At 51.3% G+C, this 24,844-nt stretch carries 23 protein-coding genes; 2 read left to right on the top strand and 21 right to left on the bottom strand.

Translation table 11 applies throughout. The features are described 5' to 3' along the window. Positions 1–35: 35 nt before the first annotated feature. Positions 36–2,354 carry a TPM domain-containing protein gene (locus tag QU597_RS01855; RefSeq protein WP_310831111.1) on the top strand — a complete coding sequence of 773 codons (2,319 nt, stop codon included), beginning with the start codon at positions 36–38 and terminating at the stop codon, positions 2,352–2,354. Positions 2,355–2,436: 82 nt separating this feature from the next. Here QU597_RS01855 and QU597_RS01850 read toward each other — a convergent pair whose 3' ends face one another. Next, positions 2,437–3,309 carry a LysR family transcriptional regulator gene (locus QU597_RS01850; RefSeq protein ID WP_310831110.1) on the bottom strand — a complete coding sequence of 291 codons (873 nt, stop codon included), beginning with the start codon at positions 3,307–3,309 and terminating at the stop codon, positions 2,437–2,439. Positions 3,310–3,424: 115 nt separating this feature from the next. Between QU597_RS01850 and QU597_RS01845 the strand changes: the two genes are divergently transcribed. Then, a complete protein-coding gene (locus QU597_RS01845) occupies positions 3,425–3,874 on the top strand; it encodes a rhodanese-like domain-containing protein (protein WP_310831109.1) in 450 nt (149 codons plus the stop codon). Between the two features lie 70 nt (positions 3,875–3,944). Here the strand turns inward: QU597_RS01845 and QU597_RS01840 are convergent, their stop codons facing one another. From QU597_RS01840 to QU597_RS01745, 20 genes are all read right to left on the bottom strand, one after another. Further along, positions 3,945–4,742, bottom strand: coding sequence for a formate/nitrite transporter family protein (locus QU597_RS01840; RefSeq protein WP_206102908.1), 798 nt, complete (start codon positions 4,740–4,742; stop codon positions 3,945–3,947). A gap of 345 nt (positions 4,743–5,087) precedes the next feature. Beyond that, entirely contained in the window at positions 5,088–7,634 is a 2,547-nt protein-coding gene (locus tag QU597_RS01835) for an S-layer homology domain-containing protein (RefSeq protein WP_310831108.1), read from the bottom strand. Between the two features lie 224 nt (positions 7,635–7,858). After that, the gene (locus tag QU597_RS01830) at positions 7,859–8,959 is read right to left on the bottom strand and encodes a toxic anion resistance protein (RefSeq protein WP_206102906.1); all 1,101 of its coding nucleotides are present in this window, start codon (positions 8,957–8,959) and stop codon (positions 7,859–7,861) included. A gap of 11 nt (positions 8,960–8,970) precedes the next feature. Next, entirely contained in the window at positions 8,971–9,681 is a 711-nt protein-coding gene (locus QU597_RS01825; RefSeq protein ID WP_310831107.1) for a hypothetical protein, read from the bottom strand. Between the two features lie 34 nt (positions 9,682–9,715). Then, complete coding sequence (locus tag QU597_RS01820; protein WP_310831106.1) at positions 9,716–10,771, bottom strand: ATP-grasp domain-containing protein; 1,056 nt, start codon at positions 10,769–10,771, stop codon at positions 9,716–9,718. Beyond that, positions 10,768–11,601 (bottom strand): HAD family hydrolase, encoded by an 834-nt coding sequence (locus QU597_RS01815; RefSeq protein ID WP_310831105.1) that lies wholly within the window; start codon positions 11,599–11,601, stop codon positions 10,768–10,770. Before QU597_RS01815 ends, QU597_RS01820 begins: the two co-directional genes overlap by 4 nt. After that, the gene (locus QU597_RS01810; protein ID WP_310831104.1) at positions 11,598–12,758 is read right to left on the bottom strand and encodes a cysteine protease StiP family protein; all 1,161 of its coding nucleotides are present in this window, start codon (positions 12,756–12,758) and stop codon (positions 11,598–11,600) included. The genes QU597_RS01815 and QU597_RS01810 overlap by 4 nt, the downstream gene beginning before the upstream one ends. After that, positions 12,742–14,046: a phosphoribosyltransferase family protein gene (locus QU597_RS01805; RefSeq protein ID WP_310833205.1), complete on the bottom strand. Its 1,305-nt coding sequence runs from the start codon at positions 14,044–14,046 to the stop codon at positions 12,742–12,744. Before QU597_RS01805 ends, QU597_RS01810 begins: the two co-directional genes overlap by 17 nt. 76 nt (positions 14,047–14,122) lie before the next feature. Continuing rightward, the gene (locus tag QU597_RS01800; RefSeq protein ID WP_310831103.1) at positions 14,123–15,313 is read right to left on the bottom strand and encodes an HpcH/HpaI aldolase/citrate lyase family protein; all 1,191 of its coding nucleotides are present in this window, start codon (positions 15,311–15,313) and stop codon (positions 14,123–14,125) included. A 211-nt stretch (positions 15,314–15,524) separates the two neighbouring features. After that, the gene (locus tag QU597_RS01795; protein ID WP_310831102.1) at positions 15,525–16,268 is read right to left on the bottom strand and encodes a TerC family protein; all 744 of its coding nucleotides are present in this window, start codon (positions 16,266–16,268) and stop codon (positions 15,525–15,527) included. A 27-nt stretch (positions 16,269–16,295) separates the two neighbouring features. Next, on the bottom strand, positions 16,296–17,591 hold the full coding sequence (locus QU597_RS01790) for a TerD family protein (RefSeq protein WP_310831101.1): 1,296 nt from the start codon (positions 17,589–17,591) through the stop codon (positions 16,296–16,298). A gap of 93 nt (positions 17,592–17,684) precedes the next feature. Next, positions 17,685–18,266: a TerD family protein gene (locus QU597_RS01785; RefSeq protein WP_206102898.1), complete on the bottom strand. Its 582-nt coding sequence runs from the start codon at positions 18,264–18,266 to the stop codon at positions 17,685–17,687. A gap of 23 nt (positions 18,267–18,289) precedes the next feature. Further along, entirely contained in the window at positions 18,290–18,865 is a 576-nt protein-coding gene (locus QU597_RS01780; protein ID WP_310831100.1) for a TerD family protein, read from the bottom strand. Positions 18,866–18,891: 26 nt separating this feature from the next. Next, positions 18,892–19,488, bottom strand: coding sequence for a TerD family protein (locus QU597_RS01775; RefSeq protein ID WP_054943215.1), 597 nt, complete (start codon positions 19,486–19,488; stop codon positions 18,892–18,894). 124 nt (positions 19,489–19,612) lie between these two features. Then, positions 19,613–20,059 (bottom strand): tellurite resistance TerB family protein, encoded by a 447-nt coding sequence (locus QU597_RS01770; protein WP_206102896.1) that lies wholly within the window; start codon positions 20,057–20,059, stop codon positions 19,613–19,615. Positions 20,060–20,213: 154 nt separating this feature from the next. Then, entirely contained in the window at positions 20,214–20,936 is a 723-nt protein-coding gene (locus QU597_RS01765) for an amino acid ABC transporter ATP-binding protein (RefSeq protein ID WP_206104939.1), read from the bottom strand. A gap of 15 nt (positions 20,937–20,951) precedes the next feature. Further along, positions 20,952–21,599, bottom strand: a complete 648-nt coding sequence (locus QU597_RS01760; protein WP_206102895.1) for an amino acid ABC transporter permease — start codon at positions 21,597–21,599, stop codon at positions 20,952–20,954. Between the two features lie 105 nt (positions 21,600–21,704). Next, the gene (locus QU597_RS01755) at positions 21,705–22,520 is read right to left on the bottom strand and encodes a transporter substrate-binding domain-containing protein (protein ID WP_206102894.1); all 816 of its coding nucleotides are present in this window, start codon (positions 22,518–22,520) and stop codon (positions 21,705–21,707) included. 258 nt (positions 22,521–22,778) lie between these two features. Beyond that, entirely contained in the window at positions 22,779–23,654 is an 876-nt protein-coding gene (aguB, locus tag QU597_RS01750) for an N-carbamoylputrescine amidase (RefSeq protein WP_310831099.1), read from the bottom strand. Positions 23,655–23,682: 28 nt separating this feature from the next. Next, a complete protein-coding gene (locus QU597_RS01745) occupies positions 23,683–24,711 on the bottom strand; it encodes an agmatine deiminase family protein (RefSeq protein WP_310831098.1) in 1,029 nt (342 codons plus the stop codon). Positions 24,712–24,844: the final 133 nt, after the last annotated feature.

Genomic DNA, 24,844 nt, shown 5'->3' with positions numbered 1-24,844 from the left:
TGAACCATAGTCCTCTAGAACGGAGAGTGCCCTATTTGAAAAAATATATCGCCTTGTTCCTGATATTCAGCATGCTGTGGATGAACGGAGTCCAAGCCGCTGCCCTTCCTGCACATCAGGGGCTGGTTACCGATGAAGCCGGATTGCTTACTGCGCAGGAAGCGGCTGCAATTGCCAATACTGCTGCCGGAGAGCCTTACACCTTCCACATCTTGACCATCGATTCTTTGGAGGGGGCTGATTCTACCCGTTATGCCAGTGATGTCTACGATGCCTGGTCACTAACCAGCCGGGATATTCTGCTGCTGATCTCCTCGGGAGACCAGCAGGTGGAGCTGAATTTCATTAATCCCGGGCTGCAGAATGCGCTGGACAGCTGGTCAATGAGCCAGGGCGGGGGCACCGGAAGTTCGGCGATTACCAGTGTAATCGACTCATATTTCATCCCTTCCGCCAGAGCAGGCGACTTTGCAGAAGGGATCCGCGCTCTAATCACCGAGCTGCAGTCTCTGGGCAGCGCGGCAGGTAATGGAGGCGCTGCAGCCGGAAGTACGGGCGGAACCTCCAGCGGCAGCGCCGGAGGAACTGCCGGATCTGGCCCTGGCACGGACAACGGGACTGCAGCCGGTAATAATGGCCAGAGCGGCGGTCTTCCACTGTTGACAATCGCCGCAATTGTTGCAGGCGCCGCCCTGCTGGCATTCGTATTGTTCGTGCTCTTTACCGGACTGCGCCGCCGTAAGCAGCTTGCAGCCCAGCAGGATCAGCTGGCTGATTTGCTCGTGCAGACCAACCGCGCCATGGAGTCACTGCAGCCGTTCCAGGGTATCGTTCAAGGCAAAACCGGAGAAATGGTTGACGGCATCTCCAAACGCCTGGATGCCCAGCTCGTGAACATTTCCGCGCTGCAGAACACCGGTTCTTCACAGCCGGCATTTTACCAGCTGGCTGCGCTTAAGACAGCGATTGCCCAGGCTGAGCAGACAGCAAACACGCTGCACAGCTCGCTTGCCGAAGAAGAACGGCAAATTGCCGTTATTAGTGATGCCGACCGTAATGTTAAGCAGCAGATTACCGAACTCAAAAAGGATGCTCCCGAGCTTGATAGCCAGCTGCAGGACGCGGTTAAAGAAACCGGTTATGAATTGCAGGAAATTACCGAGGATCTGAAAGAGCTTGCCGAAGCAACAGCCAGAGCGGATCAGCTTGAGCTCTTCGACCCGATTGCCGCACAGGACATTACAGAAGAGGCACAGGAGCATCAGGAGAAAATCGAGCAGGATCTACGTGATGTTGACCTCTACGACGACAAACTGCAGGGCTTCCCCTCCGTTCTGGCTGCTGCACGCACGAAGCTTGACGGATTGATTGAACAGAACTCCCTGCACAATATGAAGGTCAAGCCTTACGACAGCCTGGAGCAGGCACGGAGGGCAGCAGAGACGCTGGAAGCGCCGCTGCGTCTTGGAGACATGGATCAGGTTCGCAGCATTGCCGCTAACATGGACACCCTGCTTGCCGAGGCTATCGCCATGACGGAACGGCAGGCACTGATCCGCCAGAATAACCGGCGTGATCTGGAGACGGTCCGCAGCAGCTGGGATGGGCTGAGCCAGCGGCGCAACGAACTGCAGAGCCGGCTGGCTGAAGCAAGATCCCGGTTCGCAGAGCAGCATCTCAGCAGTCTGGCTGAGGTGCTGGATACAACCGGCGCCCGCCTGCGGCAAGGAGCGGGTGAAGTTCCGCAGATCGAAACCTGGACCAGCGATGAGCGCGGCGAATATGACAATGCCCGCAGCGGGCTGGACCGTCTGCTCACCCTGCAGGAGGAAACCTCCCGCCAGTTTAACAGTGTCTCGCAAAGCCTCGATGAACTGAATGAACGGCTGGAGGCCGTAAAGCGGATCTTCCTCGAGGGCCAAGGACAGGCAGATTCGGCGCAGCGGCTGCTGGAGAGCCGGGGATTAGCCGGCCGGAGCCGTTTCGAGGTGAGCCTGCTGCCGGAATATGGTCAGCTTGAGTCACGGCTGGCCGCCCGTCCATACAATCTCGATGATTTAGAAGCGCTTGGACGCTCCTATGCTGCGCAGATCTCATCGTTTACCGAAGAGGCCAACCGGCTCGTGCGGCAAAAGGAAGAAGCCGAGCGCCAGGCCCAGCTGGCCATGATGCGCGAGCGCCAGCTGAGAGAGCAGGCACGCAAACGGATGTCGTCCGGTCCGCCCTCCTCCGGCGGATTCGGTGGAGGGCGTTCTTCCGGCGGCTCCTCCTGGGGCGGCGGCGGACGCTCATCCGGCGGTTCCTCCTGGGGCGGCGGCAAATCAGGCCGGCATTCCGGCGGCTCCAAGTGGTAACACACCGCAGGAATTTAAGCCTCACTTAGCCGAAGAGCCCTCCCGCCAAAATGTTGGCAGGAGGGCCCTTCGCGTTAAGCGTCTATTGCTGCTGCATCGCCGCAATGAAATCACCAAAAGCCGCAGACAGCCCCCGTTCCTTACGGTAGATCAGCTGAATGTAGAACTTCTCCTGCTCCCCGGCTAGAGGAATTCCAATTAATGCCCCGGAGTCAAGCTCCTCCTGGGCGGCATACCGGGGTAAAAAGGCCGTTCCCCAGCGGTGTTTCACCGCCTGCTTAATGCCCTCCAGATTCCCGAATTCCATATCAATTCTCGGCGTAATACCGGAATGCCGCAGCTCCTGCAGCAGCTGCCTGCGGTACGTGCAGGTATCCTCTGTCAGCACCAGCGGTTCTCCGGACAAGGCTGACGGAGCAATTGCCGGTTCAGATGCCAGCGGGTGCTCCGGATGGACAACCACGAACAGCTGCTCCTGACGCAGCGGCAGCGAGACAATCTCTTCGGATTCATAAGGGATATCAAAAATCAGCCCGAAATCAACAGCCTTCTCTTTGACATCCGCAATAATCTGAACCTCGGAACCGGGTTGAACACGCAGCTGTACCCTGGGATGCTGCTCCCTGTAGCGGTGCAAACGGTGCGGCAGATAATAGGCGGCCAGCGTCTCAATCGCACCAATATTCAGCATGCCGCTGTTTCCGCTGGAGACAGCCCCTTTTGCCTCCCCGCTCAGCTCCAGCATCTGCCTCGCATAGGGAAGCAGGCTGTTCCCGGCAAAGGTGGGGATCATCCCCCGGCCAGAGCGTTCCAGCAGGACTGCTCCGTAAAGCTCTTCGAGCTTGCTAATCTGGGCCGTCACACTGGATTGGGCATATCCCAGCTTTTCAGCAGCCCGGGTATAGCTTCCACAGGACACTACTTCGCAAAAGGTCCGCAAATAGGTAAGTTCCATGCCATCCCCCAACTATCAATATTTTCGATAATTATTATGATTAACTATAGATAACTACAATTATAAATCCGTAATACAATAAAGCAAAGCATAGCTAACCAAAGGAGGATGTTTAATGAATATCCAAGCAAAATCACAGGTTCTGTCCACTCCGGCAGCCGCACCCGCTGAGGCGGCGAATTATTTCTCTGCCAAAGGCTTATTTGAAACCGATGTAGCGGATGTCGCTTACGATCTGCGTGAAGGCATAACCGGCTTTACGATGGTTGATGTCCGCGATTCTCTCTCTTATGAAGCTGCCCATCTGCCGGGCGCCGTTTCCCTGCCCTCCGGCCGGATAAACAGTAATACCCCTCCTCCCTTTTCCCGCGAGGAGGTGCTGGTGCTCTACTGCTGGGGCCCTGCCTGCAATGGGGCCAGCAAAGCGGCTGCCAGACTTGCCAGCCAAGGCTACCAGGTTAAGGAGATGCTCGGAGGGATCGAGTATTGGCGGAAGGAAGGCGGAACTCTGGAGGGCAGTCTGCGTGAAGAAGCTCCTCTTTACTACACTATGCCGCCCATGTAGATCCTGGACACCGCAAAAAGACTTTGCTCCAGTAGGAGCAAAGTCTTTTTCTATACACAATGTTGCAGTTTTAATGAGGGTCCCCATGCTCCTCGTCCAGAAACGGCTTGTTCACATAATAGTACATGACGCCCATCAGAACACCGCCGCCGATCAGATTTCCGAGGGTAACCGGAACCAGATTATGCACTACACCGCCCCATGAGATCGTACCGGGATGATCCAGCACGAGCGCTATAGCGAATGTACACATATTGGCAATGCTGTGTTCATATCCGGAGATAAAGAAGCAGAAGACAAACAGAACCATAGCGAACATTTTAGCTCCGTCGCTTTTCATGGACATCGGAACAAAAAACGCCAGACAAACCAGCCAGTTACAAAGAATGGCCCGGAAAAACAGCTGAAGCGCCGGAGCCTCCATCTTATGGGCTACGACATTCAGCAGAAATCCGTTTACGCTGGAATCATAGAACAGCCCGGTCAAAAAAATCAGCAGCGCGAACGCCGTAGCCCCGAGGATATTCCCGATATAGCTGATTACCCACATCCGGACAACCTCTGTCCACTGCATTTTGCGCCTTAATGCCGCGTACGTGTAATAGAAGGTGTCCCCTGTGAACAGATCCCCTCCACCATAGGAGATCAGGATGATCGCTGCCCCGAATGTGATCGCAGCCATCGGGTACGTCATCGGCGATTGCTCCATGTAGAAGAAGTTTCCTGTTTTAAACGCTACAATGACACCGAATCCGATGAACATACTGGCCAGCATCGCCCTGGCGATATAGCGTAAAACACTTTGCCGATAAATTTTCTGTTTCTTGAGTGCCAGTTTTTCAACCTGCAGCAGTGCCTCGTTCTCCATGTGACCTCCGCTTACGTCCGTATTTTCAGCAATAGTTGGGGCTGCACTGCAGCCTTCGGGTTATTATACCCAATAAACCGCTGGAATTTACTTGAACCACGGAAGCGCAATAAAATTACTTTCTATTTGGAGAGAACCCACACTCTTTCGTTAGGTGTCATCTGCCGGGTCATTCAGCTTGGCAATCGCCTCTGCCTTTTCGCTGCTGGCTACGACGATGAGCACAAGTATCAGGCATCCCAGAATCATCCGCTGCACCCTCACTTCCTTCATATGTCGGCTTAGTAGTCAACTTATGCCTTGGGGCAGGGGATTATGAGTGGTGTTTGTTTGCGGTGATAGCTGTTAGTCAGCCAGCGTACCAATGTAATAGCTAATGGCTTTGAAATTCTGATCATAGAAAATGATAATGTAATCCTCGGTTAATCCAGTTAAAGCTTCTTCGGTCTCATAGGATAATCGGATAAATGGATAGCTGCTTGTAAAGCTGTACGCATTTAAATGCTTTACTACATTTTCCGGGCTGAAATCCTGGACTGTCCCAAGCTCTGATCTGGATGTCGTTGTAGCATATACCGCCTCAGGATGGGCTTTTTTATAATCCTCAAAAATGACGTAGTCTGCGCGGCTGCCATTGCTATAATCCCGTTCCAAACTTACTCCATCCTGAATCTGAACCGCTGATCCGTCCCATACTGGAGCGGTAACAGTGAATTCAATGAGCTGCGTCGCGTATCGTAAAGGCTGGCCGTTCTTATCGTATAGCACAACCGTTGCATAATGATTTCCTTGCACACCTGTTACAGAAAGAGAATCATAACCGCGGAATTTCTGCTTGCCGTACACACTTGGAACAGCCAGGTCTGCGGCAGTGATTGGACTGTCCGTGATATATAAAGAAATACTCTCGGCTTCACTAATTGTATCCACAGTATAAGCGGTTAGTATTAAACCATTGAACGTAGTGCGCTGTGGGGTGAGTTTGGTCGATGCCAAAGGCAGGCTGCTGCCCAGCGGACCTGAGCTTCTCTTAATTTCAAGCTGACTTAAGGCATTCTCCAGCTTTGTTTTCCGGCTCTCGCTGATCTGAGCTTTGAGGGAATCATTCAGCAGCGAATACGCCCGTGAAGCTCTCATAATGACACTCTCTTCTTCCAGCACGGGTTTACCCCATATTTCATCAATCTTTTTCTCTGCGGTTTCAACCGCCAGTTCATCACTCTGCGTTACTTTGCCCTGGTAATAACTGAGCGCCTGCAAATCCTTGTTATAGAAAATGATTGTATACTCTTGCTCATTATAGGTTTTATCGTTGCCATAGGTTGCAAGTACCAGCGGAATATCGCCTGTACCTCCTGTAGTTCCTCCACCACTTATTAAGGAAGTCGATTCTGTCAACCGGATAACCTTGTCCGTGTACAAATTATGTGAACCTCTGACGAGAGCATCGACTTCAAGCTGAAAATTATTATTCATATAATACTTGGGGGAGATCGTGTAATATACAGCATTGCCGGGCTGATCCCTCAGAGCATAGGTGACATCCACGACATCGGAATAGTAAGTTCCGCCCATACTGCTCGGATTCGATTCAACAACTACCTTCTCCTGCTTAATCGTTACACCGGTCTCCAGCTTTACAAAATTCTTTGAAACGGAGACAAACGCTGGCTGCAGATTAACCTTTTGCGAATAGTAGCCTAGTGTTTGGTCATGCGCATTTAATATAACCGATACATAATAATCACCTGCTGCCGGTACAAATACGCTAGGCACATCAACCTTGACATGTGAATTATTCGGATATGAATACGTAGGAGAAGTAGTAAGCGCCCGTCTGTTCTGCAGCACCCATTTCAGGTCTCTGGAATTTATCGGGGTTGTAGTTACATAATAAGTAGCATAAGTTCCGTTTCCAAACATTGATGCTGGCAAGGCACTATAGTCTAACTCCAAGTAGACACCATTAGTGACCGAAGCATTCGTAACCGAAGCAACATGAATATCAAGCAGTGGAATATCGCTGACCGGCAGCGTCGGCTCCGGAGTCACTACTGGCGTTGCTGTTGGCGAAGTCGCTGGCGACACTGCTGGCGTTACTGTTGGCGAAGTCGCTGGCGACACTGCTGGCGTTGCTGTTGGAGTTGGCGTTGCTGTAACTGAACCACCACCTCCGCCTCCGCCTCCACCACCGCCAACCGCTGCTGCCGCAGTTGCGGTTGGCGTCGGACTTGCAGACGGCGTAGCCGATGCCGCCGGAGTTGCCGTTGGCTGAACGGCAGTGTATTGAGCAGCTGCACTATCAATCAGCGTCAGGGATTCTGCCCGGGTCAGTGCCTGCTGAGGCGCAAACGTGCCGTTCGGGTAACCTTTAAGAATTCCAGCTGCAACCGCTGCTGCCACACTGGATTTGCCCCACTCGGCAATTTGCCCCGCATCGCTGAACATCTTCAGATCATTTATATTTCCGCCTGCAAGCTTCAGGAGCTTGCCTACGACTACCGCCGCCTCTTGGCGGTTAATGGGATCACCGGGACGTATGTCATTGTTATAGCCTTGTATGTACCCGGCTGCAACCGCTTTCGCAACTTCACTGTAAGCCCAATTGGTTGAAGCCACATCGGTAAAGCTGATCTTGCTTTCCGCAGTGAAAGCGAATGAACGATTGACTAGCGTCATGAACTCTGCTCTGGTGATACTCTGATTGGGCTTCACCGATCCATCCTGAAATCCTTTCAGATCACCCTTCTCCAGCCAAGTTTCAATCGTTTTCTGCGCCCAGTGGCCTTCATAATCTTTGCTGTCGCTTTGCGCCCCTGCTGCTCCCATGGATCCTAGAAGCATACTGACTCCAAGTAACCCCGTCATTATTCCCCGAAACTTCCCGCCCATTAATACAGCCTCCTGTATGCTGCTCACCTTGTAACAGCCTTAAGTGTAATACCTTTCCAACTATACCTGTCTCACAATCAAATGCAGATAAAGCATTACCATAATATCCTATATGAAAATATTAGTAAATTAGATATATTCTCAAAATAATAACAGATTATAAACGAAATAAGCCCGCCGGATGGTCCGGCGGACTTAACCTCAAATCAAAGCTGCTAGCTCCGTTAGTTCAAAAAGCTGCTAAGCTCGCTATCTGTACCCGCTTGCTTCAGCGCCTGCGGCTGGGAACCTTCGTTCAGTCCGAGCCGGTTGTTCAGCTGCGTATTGATTGTCGTCATCTTGGACGTATAATCCTGGCAGCTCTCGATAATCCGGCGGTTGGACTGCTCAGACGTATCTAGGGCACTGAGCAGATCGCCGATAGCCTGATTCACTGCTTCAAGAGACATCGAAGGCTTGGACAGCAGCTCTGTAGTCTTCTCGGTTGTAGTGCGCAGCAGACGCGCATTCTCCTTGAACTGGTCCTCAATCGTTTTGTTCGTCGCTTCCACAGCGGAAATGACATTCTCCTGATCCGCCAGAGACATGGCAATCATCGCCGACACGGTGATCAGGTTGGAGGTTTTATCAATCGCGTTGTTAACGGAATCGATGAGTTTGTCATTATTGTCGTTGATGATATCTGTAGCGGCAATCGCCTGATTGTAGAGCAGGATCATCTCGGTCATCGACTGGATCCGGACCATGACCTTGCGCAGGCCGCGCTCCAGATAGGCTTTGCGGAACTCATTCTCCGGTTTGGCGATTTCAACCTCGAACAATTCCTTCAGCTTGTTACCGAAGGCGATTTTGGTCTGCAGATTGTATATCTCCTCCATGGAGGTGCGCTTCAGCTGCCGCATATTGACGATACTCTCTTCGAGCGTGTCGCGGCCGTCACGCAGACCGGTAACAATGGCGTCAATATTCGTGCGGACGGACTGATATTTGTAGACGTAATTCTTTAGCGGGCTTTTGCGGAGCACTTTGCCAAAGAAGCTTACATTCTTGCTCTGCTGCAGCGTTTCGCATTCATTGCGCAGCTTCATAATCATATTGGGCACTTCGACGCGTTTGCCGGACATCAGGTCATTCACCGGGCGATCCAGCAGCTTCAGGGTTTGGCCAGCCTTTTCCTGAGTCTTTACCCCCAGCTTGCCGATATCGTCCATTAAGGAATCGAGAGCTACAGTATCCGTTTTTGCTACCTTTTCAATTAATTGCGAGGCTTCCTCGACTACCTTCTGCTCATCTTCTTTCTTGAGCTGCATCAACTGCGTGGACATGGGGTTCCCTCCTATAATTCGGAACTGCTGTAGCGCTGATGAATCAGTTCCGCCTTGGTCTGAAGTTCCATCAGGTCTTTATGTTCGATCGTTGAGGCGATATCCGATATTTTGGAATCGACATCCCGCAGACCGTTCAGCAGCATTCTCCGGTTTTTCGTCTTCGCTTCGCCGCCCAGCCGCAGGAACGGATTGATCACGCCGTTCAGATCCTTCAGAACCAGTCTGCGGACGGTATGGTTAATCTCACCGTTGCCCAGCTCTTGCAGCAGCGGAAGAACACGCTGGATTCTTGCGAAGAGCGCCAGTGATTTCTCGACGATCTCATTATCCAGGGTGTCCTTCTGGCCTTCCGAAATAATCATATCCTCCAGAATGACCAGATACTCTACAACCGGAGCAAACTCTGCTCCGATCTTAATCTCGGCGTGCCCTCTGCCGGCTGCATCAGCTTGTCCAGCTGTATCTGCACCTCCGGCTGCCGCTTCCCGCGTTACAGCGCGGCTGGCCGCAGGTGCCGGCGCGACCGCTGCCGGAGCCTGTCCGGCCGGAAGAACCTCCGCAGGGAGGTTAACATGTGTGCGCTTGCCGCCCCAAAGGCCGGCCGCAGCTCCAGCTACCGGCAGCAGCAGGGACAGCAGCTCCGGCAGGAAACCGCTGGTTAATACCGCCACTACATATCCGGCAGCCGCGTACAGTAGTACTTTTGATTTTGAATTCATTATTCTCACCTCTTGCAGGCTTCCTGCAGTTTGCTTAATTCACAGCGTCTTGAATGGTAGATTCAGCAAATATTTTCATAATCATCGGCTGTTCCACATGGCTTGCCAGGACATTCTCACCGAAGCTTACAGGCTGGACCTCACCGCCGAGCGCGCTTTTGACCGCCAGGTATGGAAAGTTAATGCCTGACAGACAGGAGACATGCAGACCTCCCGACATGCGGGGGTTGATCTCCAGCAGCTTAGGAATGGAACCGCCATACTTCATCTGAATATTAAAATTGAACGGAATCCGGTACGTTTCAGCTACCCGTTCTGCGATAAGCTCCAGCTCAGGAATATGCTCCATCACCCGCAGGCGTCCGGTATCCTTGCGGCGTGGCACTGCCGCCAGCAGCCTGCCATTCTCATCGGCCAGACAATCTATACTGTACTCATACCCTTCGAGCAGCTCCATTACCATCAGGTCGGGGAAGGTTTCTGCGCCGGATAGAACGCGGTAGGCTTCATCGAAGGAAATATGCTGCGTCACATAGCCGAACAGCTCCTGCAGAGGACTGCGGCTATTGTTGATAATCCGGAAACCTAATCCCCCTTCGGTTTCGGTCGGCTTGAAGCAGACCCGGAGTCCCTTGGCTACAAGATCCTCATATGCCCTCTTGAACTGTTCCGCAGTATTGACTACATGGTATTCAGGAATTTCCATAATTCCGCTTTCCTTAACCTTTTCATAGAACTTGCCTTTGTCCAGCATCATTTCCAGCAGGTCCAGATCACGGCATACCAGCACCTTCGTACCGATCGCATCAAACTGCGCCGCATGCAGGGCGATATCCATCATATGCAGGCGGGGAATGAAAATATCAATCTCATTACGGCGGCAAAAATCGATACAGAACTGGACGTATTCAATGCCTGTAACAGCCGGTTCGGTACCGGCGACATCGGCGCCTTGCAGCGACATATGCCTGATATCGGGGTGGGTAGCAAAGATTTGTACAGGAACACCATCCTCGTTATTGCGGATGAGATTCATATAATGATAAGCCACGGAAAACCAGCGGTTGAAATAAATATTTACCTTCTTCACTTCGGCCCAACTCCCAATGTCGATAGATTGTTATAAATCTCCCTTACATATAACATGATCTCATCCCCGGCAAAAACACCTCTCTGCTGCGTAAACGGATAGTTTAATTTTACTTGAGTCACCTGCTGCTCGGCAAATATTTCTCCGTGGCAGGGAGCTATGGCATAGTCGGCACTTTCCAGCAGACTCTTATCCAGCAGCGAATCGCCCGAAGCTACCATGGGCTCCGAACGGACGGTACGCCGCACATGGATAATGGCATCGCTTTTATTCACAGCCTCCGGCACTATGTACAGCTTGCGGCCCTGTAGAGAAACTCTCCAGCCCAGTCCGTGCAAACGCTCGGACATATGATTAATCTCATCCAACGGCAGAAGATCGCGATATACCATATACGTAAAGAACAGCTCATCACAGTAACGCTCGCTGATAATCCAATCTGTACGCACTACAGACCGGACAATTTCCCTCACTTCTGCTGCCGCAGCAGAATTCTGCTCCACCAGCCTGCCGATATGACTCCGCCACTCTTGATCTACCACTCCGCCCACAAGGATATTGCCGCCGTTGCTCGTGACCGCATAATCCGGGATAAGTGTCTCCTGGAACAGGTTAATCCGCTTGTATTCCGCTATGGTGCGAGTAGTTACCGGCATGAAAATAACGTTCGCCGTAAGCTCCTGAAGCAGCTCCAGAGCCTTACGGGAAATATACGCGGTTGTCTTCCCTTTAATAATCTCGGCAGGCACAAGCCCCGGGGTATCCTCGGGGACGCAGAGCGCGCCAAGCGAATAAATTAGCGTCCGGTCCAAATCGCTGGCATAGATCATTCGGCTTCCCCTCCCGTGAGCGGCTTGATAATGCCGCAGCAGGAATAGGCCAGCCCAGGGTATTCTTCTACCGGGACCCCACGCTCTTCTGCAAGCAGCAGAATATGGCGCAGATTCGGATTGTTCTTAGTATCGACAATAATCTTCCACGGCACTCTGCGCAGCAATACCCGGGTTGTTTCACCTACACCTGGTTTGATCAGATTGATATTGTCCATCCCGAACTTCGCCTGAAGGGTCTGTATATCACGCATTCCCCGCCAGGATACCTCCGGCGGAGAGGCCTGCATCTCCTCAGCAACGGCAACAGCCTGCTTCCTCACAGAAGCAAAATAAGGAGTAATTGCCCCGATGAATACATTAGAATAGTCGTTATCCAGCCATTCTCTGTAGAATTTGGCTCCATGAAAGTCTCCCGGGCCAATAAGATCATTCCGCTGTACCGTACGGCTCAGCAGGCCTGATACCGTCGAGTTGAGGCAAGCGCTGGGAATTAGATAATCTTCTCTGGTTCCATAGGTCCCGGAACAATGTCCGGGATCAGCCAGCACAGCGAGATCATCGTTCAAGGCAATCCCATACTTCTTATGAAATCCGGCGCAGGATTCCATAAGAACACGGGTAATCGCGCCCTTGCCTGTCCAGCCATCCACGAACTGCAGCTTGGCCCCTGCCCCATGCTGCTGCAGAATGTAGAGAATGGCGTTTTCATCCAGGCCTTTGCCGCGGATAATCGAGACGCTGTAGTGCGGCAGTTCAGCACCATAGGTTTCGGCGATGTAGCGTTTGATCAGCACGCCTACCGGCGTTCCGGCCCGGGCCAGGGAGACAAGCACGGTACCCTCCGTTCCCCGCTGAGCCACAATCCGCTCGGAGACTACCGCAACCGCCAGGGCCACCTTCGCTGCAGATTCCCGCAGCGTCTCCTGGAACAACTCAATATACTGCTCCGTTGGCTGATATTCCACCGGCAGCATCTCGGAATAACTCACTCCAGACTGGATTGCCTTCTCCCGCTCCGCCGTCCCCAGCTCCAGTGAAATATCGCTGAGATCCTTCAGCAGAAAAGTAACGTCTGCCGGGGGGTAGCTGCCCATAGGAACCGGAGGTGTTATTCTGTGGCGCATCACACGCTCCTGACTATCTGTCCCCTTCATCTGCCGCGGCCTCCCCTTCCTGTTCAGGAGCCAGTACGATCAGATGCACTTTGCTGCCCGCCAGTCCCTTTAGAATATCTGTCATCAGCTTAATGCGCTGAGCCGGCACCTCACGTTCAAGGAGGACAAAAATATCATCATACTGGCCGTGATCCACATTATAAATGTAGTTTGTGATTGCAGGATCACCGGCTGACGGATAGGCGTACGCGCTGTGCACCCCGTAGTCCGGCCTGCGCTCGGGATGAATCGGGCTGCGGGTAGAGGACTGGTAGGATACTCCCTCCCCCATCTCCGCAGCAATCCGCATCGGCAGATACATGAATTCTCCTACGCCCATCACCAGTGTGCGGCTTCCTTCGCGCAGGTTGCGCAGCTGTTCCGCCACCCGCGCAACCTCCTGATCTATTGCCGCATTATCGGCCGATTCGAGGCCGAAACGTCCGCTTAGCTTCAGGTAAGGCGAGCGATTGATCTCCCCGCAGGAATCAGTGGAGCTGACCTTCAGCCGCTCCAGCCTGTCTCTTACGTAAGTAATCACTACTGGCACTCCCGTGTCGGCATCCACCCGGCCTTTGCGTCCGTCCGCCTCTAAGAGAGGCACACCTTTTACATCAATCGTTCCCTGCAGCAGCGATAAGGCTCTGATCTTAACGCCCAGCTCCTGCTCCAGGTCCCGGTAAGCTTGAATATTAGCATCACTTCTCCAGTCCAGCAGCGAGGCCACTACATATTCCCTGCGCGGGAATTTAGACTGGATATCACGAATGGTGTTAATGGCTGTATTCCCGGTCGTAATCTCATCATCCACCAGGATAACCGGCTCTTCCCCTGACAGCAGGCCAGCATTCAGCGCATAGCAGAGATGGTCAACCGCGTGGGAATGCTCTTCTTCAAAGCTAACGACCGATTCCATCTCCGGAATATCCTCACGGGTAGTATGAATATATGACGCTCCGCCGGCAAACATGTTGTACATACTATGGCCCAGAGCGGTAGCCGTCTCAGCAAAACCAATAAAGACAACGGGACGCGGAAGCGTAAGGCGTGCTGCCAGCAGTTTCCGGTAAGCCTCTTCCGCATAGAGCGGATGAATCAGGCCGTGAACCGCCTGGTCCAGCAGCTCGTCCATCGTATCACCGCCCGCCTCACCGCCCATTTCGCGGTACAGCAGCAGTCCCAGTGCAGCTCCGCTAAGCAGCGGAGTATAGGGGTTCACCGGAATATGCTTGCCGAGCACTTTGCTGACAAAGAGGAACGAACGTTTTTTATTAATCCGGGCAGCCATTGAAAATAACGATTCAACCGGCATATGAAAGGGGTTGGATGTTTCGGTTACTGTAACCTGCAGATTTTCAACAATATTAAACGTGTGAATATTCGTTCGCGGGTAGTAAGAAGGTAAAATGCTGTTGTTCATGTAACACCCCGTATACTTGAGATCGTAGTAAAATACGTTTCGCCCAGTTCAGATGCGGCTTAATTTCATTCATTTTGTTAAAATATTCACTTTTAAATACACCACGGCTGCCATCATTGCTCTCCACAATACTTAACGCATCCACGTACTCCTCATGCTGAACTGTGTACAAGGCCTGGACGGGTCTAAGCTGGGAAGGATGAATGATCGTTTTGCCTATGATGCCGTTCTCTTTATCCAAAGTTACTTCACGGATCAGGCCCTCCATCGGTCTGGAGAAATAATTCAGCCTGCCGTAGGCATCCTCAAATGATATCTGCTGGCTCTGCGGACGGAGTCCCCTTTGTCCCTTGTTCCCGAAATATTCCCACACGGGGCCTGAAATGACATAGCCCTCTTCCACCCGTCCGAATACATTGATGATATCCGACATGCAGTCACGGATGGGGGTAAGGTCATAGATACTGATATCCGGGCTGCGGCGCAATCCGAACAGGCTGGAGAAATCGGTTGCCCCGATTCGGACATTCAGCACATAGTCGCGGTAATCACCGAGCAGATTGCGGATCGCCAGCAGGTTGTCAATCCGGCTCTCCCGGTAAATAATCGGGGCACTCTCCAGAATCGGCATGCCGTACAGCACGGGTGCAGAATAGCTGCGCGAGCTGTTATAATCGGCAATGGCTTCAAAAAAATCCACACCGTTCTCTGCCGAGAATTTGGGGAAGACGAAGCCGGTCAGCATCGTAATCAGGGAACCCAACCGGAAAATCAGCTGCTGCAGCTGTTCGGGGCTTCGGACACGGATAAAAATCAGCGGAAGGCCGTTCTCAGGTTCAGGCTCATTCTCGGTATAGGCGGACAGAAAAGAAAGATGCCTAAACACCGACTCTTCAGCGAAACAGACCTCTCCATCGCCAATGGCATCCTCCAAATCGATGATTACCGTGACCAGACCCGCCCCTCTGAGCTTCAGAATATCTTCGGCAACGCTGGCACGGGTAGCAGGCATATAGAGGGCTGCGCCAACGGCATAGGCAAGCAGTTCCTTGCTGGTTCTATGATTGAATGCAACAGGCGGAGAGTAGAATAATGACGTTTCTTGTTCCTGAGTCAGGTAATCGAAATATTTCAAAGGCCGTTCCCCCTAAATCATCCTTCTATTTCAAAAAAAGAATAGCCTCTCCTTATAGAGAGCTGCAGAACCGGTTAAGCCGTCCTATCGGGGACGGCTTCCGGCTTTCTCCAATACAAGCAAAGGCCAAGCTACTACATATACGATTACCCGGGAGGAGTACTCCACCTTCCCTGTGGAGGTTTCCCTCCCTACAAAACTGCTGTGACTATTAGGCTTCTTTGTCGATTTCCTTCTTTTTCTTCGCGGAACTGTACAGAATGGTACCCACAAAGACCGCAATCAGAATGGTAAAGAACACCACATGCGGCATTTCAAATCCAAAGGCTCCGGCAAGCATCTTAGCGGCAATAATGGCAATGAGCAGGAATGCGGCCTGCTCCAATTCCGGGAATCTGGCAATCAGCTTCAGGAACACCTGGGCTACGCCACGCATCATGAGTACGCCGAGAATACCGCCCAGGAAGAGCACCCATACTTCACTGCTTAGACCGAAGGCTGCAATAACACTGTCAATACTGAAAGCAATATCCATTAATTCAACAAGGAGTACCGTCTTCCAGAAAGAGGTGCCTTTGTTCTCCGTATGCCCTTCTTCTCCGCCGCCTTTAAATAATCCTTTATAAGCAATGTAAAAGAGGTACAGGGCACCCAGAACTTTGACGAGTGTAAATTCAATTAAATACGTCCCCAGGCCAATGGCCAGGAATCTGAACAAATAAGCTCCCAGAATCCCGTAAAACAACGCCTTCTTCTGCTGTTCCTTCGGCAAATGCCGGACCATGACCGCAAGCACAAGTGCGTTATCGGCGGAGAGCAGCCCTTCCAGCAGGACCAGACTGCCGATAATTCCCCAGCTCACCGGGTCAGAAAGCGTTCCGGCTATATCACTCCAAGAAAAGAAATGTCCATAATTATCACTGATGCTTCTAAAAAAATCACTAAACCAATCCATCTCGCTTTGCGCCTCCGGAAAATAAAATTATTTGCTGCCCGCTACCCAGCGCAATCCCCATCCATAGGCCTGATCCATATCCTTATGGCCGCTGAAATACTGCACGAGCCGCTCAATACTGAATGTTTCATCACCGACGTTCTGTATAAGCGCAATCGCACACATCCCTTTGCGGTTGTTATGCTCGTCCAGATTCACGATAATATCCGGTCCATCGCCTTGATGAATCGTAACAACACCATCTGCTTCAGACCAATGGGTCACTCCCTGATAGATAAAAGCAAAGATCAGGACCCGTCTGATCTCGGCAACCCTACTGCCGTTGATCCGCAGATTCTCGCCTGATTTCACGGAACCGGTGCGGTCATCGCCATCCAGCATCACATAAGGCGGCTGCTGAAGATTGCCAAAAGCATTGCCCAGTGCCTGAACAACACCTTTTCTTCCATCCTTCAATTCATACAGGCAAGCGAGGTCTAAATCTATGCCGCCCTTGCGGCCGAACAATCCTCCGCCTTGCCGCTGGTTCCAGTTCAGATTAATAAGCACTTCCCCAAGACCGGCGGCAGATTTCTTCAGATTAATCGAATCGCCTTTTTTCTTCAGTTCAATCTTCTTCAGATTGAGATTCAGCGCTGGCGCGGGAGCACTGTCTGCCAGGGCCGGCGGTACGGGTACTGACGGAGATGGCGGAGCAGTCCCAGCCCTAGAGGCCGGCTTCAGCTCAGGAGATGTTCCCGGACCCTTCGGTTCAGGGGAAGCAGGCTCGTCCTCCACCTCAATGCCATAGTTACCGCATAACGCCTTAAGCCCGCCATCAAAACCAGCTACAATAGCGCTGAATTTCCAATCACTGTTATATCTATATAATTCTCCTACTACAACAGCCGTTTCCACAGAGAAATGATTTCCAAGATTACATCGCATGATTTCTTCCCCGGTTGCCCGGTTCAGAATCCGGCAATGAGCATCTCCCATTTGCCCGAACATCTGATTTCGGCTCTCACCGTTATAAAGTGTAATTGCAAATGCGATCCTCATTGTTTCAGTGGGGACCTTGTCCAGTTCGATTTCGAAGTGCTTTAGGCCGCTTGATTCGGCAACCGGTATATCCTTATAGCTGATATAAGGTGTAACAGGATTATTATAGAAGATCAGATCCTCGTCGCTGCTTACTTTTGCCTGTGCTCCCAGTAAAAAAGCAGAAGCATCAATTTCCATTGATGCCGGAGCACGCCAGCCGATCTCTACGATCAGAGATTTAAGTCCGGGGTTTCCGCGGGTCAGATCGACCTTCTGACCTTTCACTGCTTCTACGCTCATTGGTTAAGCCACCTTTGACCTTTAACTAATAGCTTTCATGTATAAAAAGGGCAGGATCACCGAGGATCCCGCCTTTGAAGCCGACTAATGCTGCTATTGCGCATCCAGCCCGTAGTTTCTGCATAATGCGCTGAGACCGCCGGTAAAGCCGCTGCCCACCGCCTGGAATTTCCAGTCCGCACCATGACGGTAAAACTCGCAGAATACTACTGCCGTCTCGGTTGAAAAATCCTCGCCGAGATCATAACGCAGAATTTCGCGGTCATTACCGGCATCGACTACACGCACGAACGCATTGGATACCTGTCCGAAATTCTGGCCGCGTGCTTCATAGTCATAAATGGTTACCGTAACCCCAATACGCTGGATATGTGCAGGCACTTTGCTGAAATCAATAAGCACCTGCTCGTCATCCCCATCGCCTGCACCTGTACGGTTATCGCCAGAATGCGTTACGGAGCCTGCGCCACCGTTCGGGTTGTTATAAAATACGAAGTCATCTTCACCCTTAGCCTTGCCGTCCTCATGCAGCAGGAATGCTGAAGCATCCAGGTCAAAGTCTTTGCCTCCGCTATATTTGTTCGTATCCCAGCCTAGCCCTGCTACCACTTTCGTCAGACCCGGATTGGTCTTAGTAAGATCGATCCGCTGTCCTTTGGAAAGACTGATTGTCACTGGCTAATACCTTCTTTCCTGATTTATTGCAATCCGTAATCACGGGTAAGGCCAGCCAGGCCGTCCTTGTAGCCGCTGCCAATTGCGCTGAATTTCCATTCGCCGGCATTGCGGTACAATTCGCCGACAACTACGCCGGTTTCAATGGAGAAGTCTTCCCCGAGGTCGAACCGGATCAATTCTTCACCGTTGGCTTCGTTCAGGATGCGTACATACGAGCGGGATACCTGTCCGAAGTTCTGGCTTCTTTGCTCAGCTTCATAGATGGTGATCGTGAAGGCAATCTTCTCCACGTCAGCCGGGATATTGGGAAGATCCACTTGAATCTGCTCATCATCGCCTTCGCCGTCGCCGGTGCGGTTATCTCCGGTATGAATTACCGAACCATTCTCATTCTGCTTATTGTTAAAGAAGATGAAGTTGGTCTCTTTAGCAACCTTGCCGCTTGCATTGGTCAAAAATACGGACACGTCAAGGTCAAAATCCTTGCCGCCGTCATATTTGTTGGTATCCCAGCCAAGGCCGACTGTAATTTTGGTCAAGCCTGGATTGGATTTCGTCAAATCAATCTTTTGTCCCTTAGATAAATTAATCGCCATGAGTAGAAACCTCTCTTCTATTAGATTTAGATGTATCGTTCAGCCAGTTGATTAATATGTGCTGCATGGGATCCTTCACCGATCGCCGCGAATTTCCATTCCTCGCCATGGCGGTAAAGCTCCCCGCAGATAAGCGCCGTAAAGCCTGTGTAATTATCCGTCAGATTAAACCGGACCAGCTCGCCGCTGCCTGCAGCATTCATGATACGGATGTACGCGGATTTGATCATTCCGAAATCCTGCTTGCGGTTGACGGCATCATAAATATTAACCACAACCAGAACCTTGTGCACATCGGAAGGGATCGCCTTCAGATTGACCATGATCTGTTCGTCGTCTCCATCACCGTCACCGGTCAGGTTGTCCCCGGAGTGAACAACCGAATTGTTCGGATTCTGTTTGTTGTGGAAGCATACAAGATTTGTTTTATTGACCAGCTTGCCGTTCTCACTTAGCAGCAGTGCTGAGGCATCGCAGTCCACATTCGCCTGTTTCTTCACACCGAAGAACCCGCGGGCAGGCTCGGCGGGGTCCCAGCCCAAACCTACAATGACATTCGACAGCCCGGCATTACCTTTAGTTAAATCAATCTTCTGACCTTTTACCAGATTAATTCCAGCCAATTTCAAGTACCTCCGTTTCCGAAAAGAATCACAGCCTGTAAGTCTAGCATGAGGATGTTATATCAGTGATACGGTCAAGAACCTGTTTCGTTTCATCGAATTAATGGCAAATATCCAGCAGGCCTTAGAGGCTGAATTCGCTTGGACTGAGTCCCAGCACACTGCAGATATTCCGTACAACAGCCTTTTCTTGCTCATCAAAATCACCGTCAGCCGCCCCGATGGCAGAGCATACTCCTACAATGACGCGGCCGATTTCCGGTTTGCCGCTAAATTTAGCGATGGACTTGAGCGCTTCCTGTTTGCCGATCTCCGGGGAGAATTCGAAATTGCTGACATAGAAGTTAAACTGGGTAATGACATCTCTCATATCAAATACCTTGAGTTCGTTACTGAGGTTCATGTATCCGGCCATTTTGTTCTTCTCAGCCTCTTCAATCTTGCCGTCTGCAGCAGCCACTAAAGCGCAGCCCGCAACGACCGCATTCATGAAATCTTTATTTTTAAATTTCTTAACCTGTTCAGTCAGTCCGCTTTTAGTTGTGTTCAGCCAATTTTTAAATGTGCTCATCGTATTCTCCTTCTATCATTATAAGTTATGATAACTAAAGATATTAGAGAGCCTCCCCTCCGTCTTTCGACAGATATCTGGTGTATTCATCGACACTCCCGCCTACTCTTCTAATATAACCGATTGAAATGTAATATTCTAGTTTGCCAGATTTTCACAGAACCTTCGACAAAAATTCCCTGGTACGCTCATGTGACGGATTGCCGAACAACCGCTCCGGCGCATCTTCCTCCACAACAATCCCCTGCTCCATAAACAGCACCCGGTCCCCTACTTCGCGGGCAAAGCCCATCTCATGGGTAACCACAACCATAGTCATTCCCTCACGGGCCAAATCCTTCATTACGGCAAGCACTTCGCCGACCATTTCCGGATCCAGCGCCGACGTCGGCTCGTCAAAGAGCATGATCTTCGGCTCCATGGCAAGCGCCCGGGCGATCGCTACACGCTGTGACTGCCCCCCGGAGAGAGAAGCGGGGTACATCTCTGCCTTTTCGCTTAAACCTACCTTCTGCAGCAGCTCCAGTGCCTTCTGCCGCGCCTTGTCCTCGGGCCACTTACGGACCTGCATCGGTGCCAGCATAATATTCTCGATGACCTTCTTGTGCGGAAACAGATTGAACTGCTGGAACACCATGCCAACCTCTGTACGGATATCGTTAATCCTTGTGCTTTTGGCCATCAAGGAAGTGCCTTCAATAATGATATCGCCGTCCTGCGGCTGCTCCAGCAAATTGAGACAGCGCAAAAAGGTCGATTTGCCCGAACCCGAAGGTCCGATTACCACCACAACCTCCCGGCTGTGAATATCCACGTTAATATCCGTCAGCACCCTGTGGGCTCCGAAGGATTTATGCAAATGTCTTACTGAAATAATAGGCTCCATATGAACTTACACCTTCCGTTCGATATAATTGAGCAGCTTGCTGAGGGAATAGGTAAGGATGAAATAGATCAGGGCAGCAGTCAGATACGGTTCCCAGATCCGCAGATATTGGCCCTTCATCGTGTTGCTCCAGTACATGATTTCAGGGGCAGCTACCAGCGCCAGCAGAGAGGAATCCTTGACCAGAACAATAAATTCATTCCCGAACGCCGGAACCATCCGTTTGATCGCCTGCGGCAAAATAATAAAGCGCATGGCCTGCCATTTGGTCATTCCAAGCGATAAGGCCGCTTCACGCTGCCCGGGATCGATAGACTGGATACCTGCACGGAAAATCTCGGCGGAATAAGCGGCCGAGTTCAGTGAAAGCGCCACAAACGAAGTCAGAAGCACATTAGTCGTACCGTAAAAAGCAGGAATCACCCCAAAGTGTACGATCAGAATCTGCACATACAGCGGCGTCCCCCGGAAAAAGTTAATGTAAGAATGAAAGGGCCAGCGGAAGATGGCCTTTGGCGCCATTTTGCCGAATCCGATGCCCAGCCCCAGAATCGAGCCGAACAGAATCGAGACGATGGATACGCCGATCGTAAACAGTGTCCCTCGCAATAAAACCGGTAAATAATGAACGATGATGTCAAATCTGAAATCCATAGAACTCTTCCCTTCTCTTCTGCGTCTATCTTTCTCTATTGCTCTCTTCAAAAAAAGAAGCATGCGCAATAGCAATCATTACGCATGCTTTGTTGTTTCCCCGCCTTACTCCGCGCTCAGAAGAGTGGCCGTATCCGGCTCTTCCCCGAACCATGTTTTGTAGATTTCCGCATACTTCCCGTTCTCAATGATCGCCTTGATCGCCGGGTCGAGCTTGGCTTTCCATTCACTGCCTTTAGGATAGAGGATGCCGTAGTACTCGGAACCGAAGTTTTCCTTATCAATAATTCCGGTCAATTTCTCATTCGGATTGTTCTTGATATATTCATTCACGATGGCAATATCCGCTACAACCGCATCGGCTCCGCCGCTGTTCAGCTCCATCAGCGCCACTGCATTGCTGTCAAAGCGTTTCAGGTTGGCGTTGTCGACACCCATGATTCCGCTCATCAGATCATCGGCTGTCGTAGCCCCCTGAACCGCTACCACTTTATCCTTCAGGTCCAGAGCGTTCTTAATGTCACTGCCTTCTTTGACCATGATCATGTTCGTCGATTCAAAATAAGGAATGGAGTAGTCATAGGTTTCCTTGCGTTCATCTGTGATGGATACGGAAGAAAGACCGGCCTGATATTCCGTCCCCTGCTTCACGCTTGTAAGCATCGTATCCCAGCCGGTATTGGTTACCGAGTATTTAATCCCCGCTTCTTCCATAACCGCTTTGATGAAATCAATGTCAAAGCCCTTGATGGTGTCCGTATCCATATACTCCATCGGTGCATAGCTGGCGTCACTGGCGAATTTGATCATTTCACCCGCTGCACCATTACTTGCCGCATTGTTATTTGAGCCGCAGCCCACCATCGTTAGCACGAAACATGCAGCTAAAGCTGACATGGCCCACTTTTTCCCGATCCCCATACTCCAATCCCCCCACTGTTTTTGTAAAATACTTAAAGAGATTTTATCAGATTAAAGCAGTGGTGACAATTAACTTTTCTTTATTGTGTTAGATTACATGACATATTATCAATAGATTGTAACATTTACTGTCACTCCTCCCGCATCTGACAATCCCGGAACACAAAAAAGGCTATCTCCGAGGAGATAGCCTTTTAGCATCATTGCCGACCAATAGAGACGGCCGATTTAGGGGTGAAGCCTATAGATTCTTATCTTTTAAAACGTCAGATCACCGTCATAGGAAGAAATCATCCGGTACAGCTCGGGACGGCGGTCGCGGAAAATCCCCCATTCAATCCGGCCGACCTCAAGGGCATCCAGATCGAATTCGCTGACCAGTACCGCCTGCTCATCCCGCCCGGCTTCGACAATCTTGTTGCCCTGCGGGCCGGCGATGAACGAGGAGCCGTAAAAGTTAATGCTGGATTCCTCGTCCGTTTCTTCACCGATCCGGTTAGAAGCCACGACGGGAATCAGGTTCGCCGCCGCATGACCCAGCATGCAGGTCTGCCAGTGGTCCTTAGAATCGATGGAGCCGTCCTGCGGCTCTGAACCGATGGCTGTCGGGTAGAACAGAATTTCCGCCCCCATCAGGCTCATCACTCTGGCCGCTTCCGGATACCACTGGTCCCAGCAGACGCCCACGCCGATTTTGGCATAGCGGGTATTCCATACCTTAAAGCCGGTATCACCGGGATTGAAGTAGAACTTCTCCTCGTACCCGGGACCGTCCGGAATATGACTCTTGCGGTACTTGCCCATTACGGTTCCGTCGGCATCAATGACCGCCAGCGAATTGTAACGCGCATAGTTTTTCTTCTCATAAAAACTGATGGGCAACACTACCTGCAGCTCTTTGGCGATTGCCTTGAAATGGTTCACGGCTTTGTTGTGCTCAAGCTCAGTAGCATACGCGTAATAATCGGACTTTTCCTTCTGACAGAAATACGGTGTTTCGAACAGCTCCTGCAGCAAAATAATCTGCGCTCCCTGTGATGCCGCTTCTCTAACCAGGACTTCAGCCTTGCGGATATTCTCATCAATGTCGCCGGAACAGCTCATTTGTGTTGCGGCTACCTTTACTTTTCTCACGTTGTTAGTCCTCCTTGCCAAAATTCATTTATTTCCTTGCCGGCATCTGCTGGGTAGTGCAGTGCACATTGCCGCCCTCACCAATCACGGCCATACCGTTCACCGTACGGATTCTGCGGTCAGGGAATAGCTTGGCCAGCTGCTGCTCAGCCAGCTTATCCGTCTCTGCAGCCGTACCGCCGAACACCGGCAGGATGATGCCGCCGTTGACAAAATAAAAATTCAAGTAGCTGAGCGTCAGGCGGCTGTCCTCATAATCAACCCGCGGAGGTTGGGCAATCCGGATAATCTCCAGCTTCCGGCCCTTAGCATCCACTGCATTCTCCAGAATACGCAGATTCTCCAGGGTAATCTCATAATTCTCGTCCTGCGGATCTTCACACACCTGGATAATCACTTTGCCCGGTGCGGCAAAACAAGCAATATTATCGACATGTCCGTCAGTCTCGTCGCCGCTAAGACCGCGTTTCAGCCAGATGATCGACTCTGCACCAGTGAATTTGCGCACATAATCCTCAATTTCTTCGCGGCTAAGCTCGGGATTGCGGTTGGTATTAAGCAGGCACTCCTCCGTGGTAATCAGTGTTCCTTCACCATCGGTGTGGATCGAGCCTCCCTCCATGACGAGCGGTGCATCAAACCGTTCAACCTGCAGCTGCTCCAGAATCTGCGGGGCCACCTCATCATCGAGGTCCCAAGGCATATATTTGCCGCCCCAGGCATTGAACTTCCAGTTCACACCGGCGAGCTTCCCGTCCCCAGCCGCAACAAACGTCGGCCCGTTATCACGCAGCCAGGCATCATTATGCCGGATCGGCAAAAGCGTTACATTGGATCCAAGGCCCAAAGCCTCGACCGCTTCCAATTCTTCAGGATTTACTATAACTGTTACTGGCTCAAACTCGGCAATCGCCTGTATAATCTCAGTATAGCCTTCGCTTACTGCTTTATAGTTATCCGGAAATACCATCGACGCCTGCACCGGCCAGGAGATGAAGGTCCGTTCATGCTTGTCCCATTCCGCGGGCATTGTATAGTTCAATTCTTTAGGATACATTCGTTAGCTACCTCTACTGGTTAAATTTGGAGCGTATTCTCACTACTAAAAAGCTCCTTACCCATCATACAATAAACTGGTGACACGCTCAATTGCCAGAAAACAGCATGTTCACATATACGACGTATCTCTA

It is taken from the genome of Paenibacillus pedocola (genome assembly GCF_031599675.1).
In the GTDB taxonomy this organism is placed as follows: Bacteria; Bacillota; Bacilli; order Paenibacillales; family Paenibacillaceae; genus Paenibacillus_AQ; species Paenibacillus_AQ pedocola.
Note: the sequence above shows the minus strand (reverse complement) of the source record. Positions and strands in the feature narration are given on the sequence as shown.

Coding starts and splice junctions, on each gene's coding strand:
- QU597_RS01835 (WP_310831108.1), bottom strand. CDS start 7,634: ATGGGCGGGAAGTTTCGGGGAATAATGACGGGGTTACTTGGAGTCAGT.
- QU597_RS01805 (WP_310833205.1), bottom strand. CDS start 14,046: ATGGCTGCCCGGATTAATAAAAAACGTTCGTTCCTCTTTGTCAGCAAA.
- QU597_RS01780 (WP_310831100.1), bottom strand. CDS start 18,865: ATGGCGATTAATTTATCTAAGGGACAAAAGATTGATTTGACGAAATCC.
- QU597_RS01770 (WP_206102896.1), bottom strand. CDS start 20,059: ATGAGCACATTTAAAAATTGGCTGAACACAACTAAAAGCGGACTGACT.
- QU597_RS01760 (WP_206102895.1), bottom strand. CDS start 21,599: ATGGATTTCAGATTTGACATCATCGTTCATTATTTACCGGTTTTATTG.
- QU597_RS01810 (WP_310831104.1), bottom strand. CDS start 12,758: ATGAAGGGGACAGATAGTCAGGAGCGTGTGATGCGCCACAGAATAACA.
- QU597_RS01795 (WP_310831102.1), bottom strand. CDS start 16,268: ATGGATTGGTTTAGTGATTTTTTTAGAAGCATCAGTGATAATTATGGA.
- QU597_RS01845 (WP_310831109.1), top strand. CDS start 3,425: ATGAATATCCAAGCAAAATCACAGGTTCTGTCCACTCCGGCAGCCGCA.
- QU597_RS01815 (WP_310831105.1), bottom strand. CDS start 11,601: ATGATCTATGCCAGCGATTTGGACCGGACGCTAATTTATTCGCTTGGC.
- QU597_RS01825 (WP_310831107.1), bottom strand. CDS start 9,681: ATGAATTCAAAATCAAAAGTACTACTGTACGCGGCTGCCGGATATGTA.
- QU597_RS01745 (WP_310831098.1), bottom strand. CDS start 24,711: ATGTATCCTAAAGAATTGAACTATACAATGCCCGCGGAATGGGACAAG.
- QU597_RS01755 (WP_206102894.1), bottom strand. CDS start 22,520: ATGGGGATCGGGAAAAAGTGGGCCATGTCAGCTTTAGCTGCATGTTTC.
- QU597_RS01790 (WP_310831101.1), bottom strand. CDS start 17,591: ATGAGCGTAGAAGCAGTGAAAGGTCAGAAGGTCGATCTGACCCGCGGA.
- QU597_RS01840 (WP_206102908.1), bottom strand. CDS start 4,742: ATGGAGAACGAGGCACTGCTGCAGGTTGAAAAACTGGCACTCAAGAAA.
- QU597_RS01850 (WP_310831110.1), bottom strand. CDS start 3,309: ATGGAACTTACCTATTTGCGGACCTTTTGCGAAGTAGTGTCCTGTGGA.
- QU597_RS01830 (WP_206102906.1), bottom strand. CDS start 8,959: ATGTCCACGCAGTTGATGCAGCTCAAGAAAGAAGATGAGCAGAAGGTA.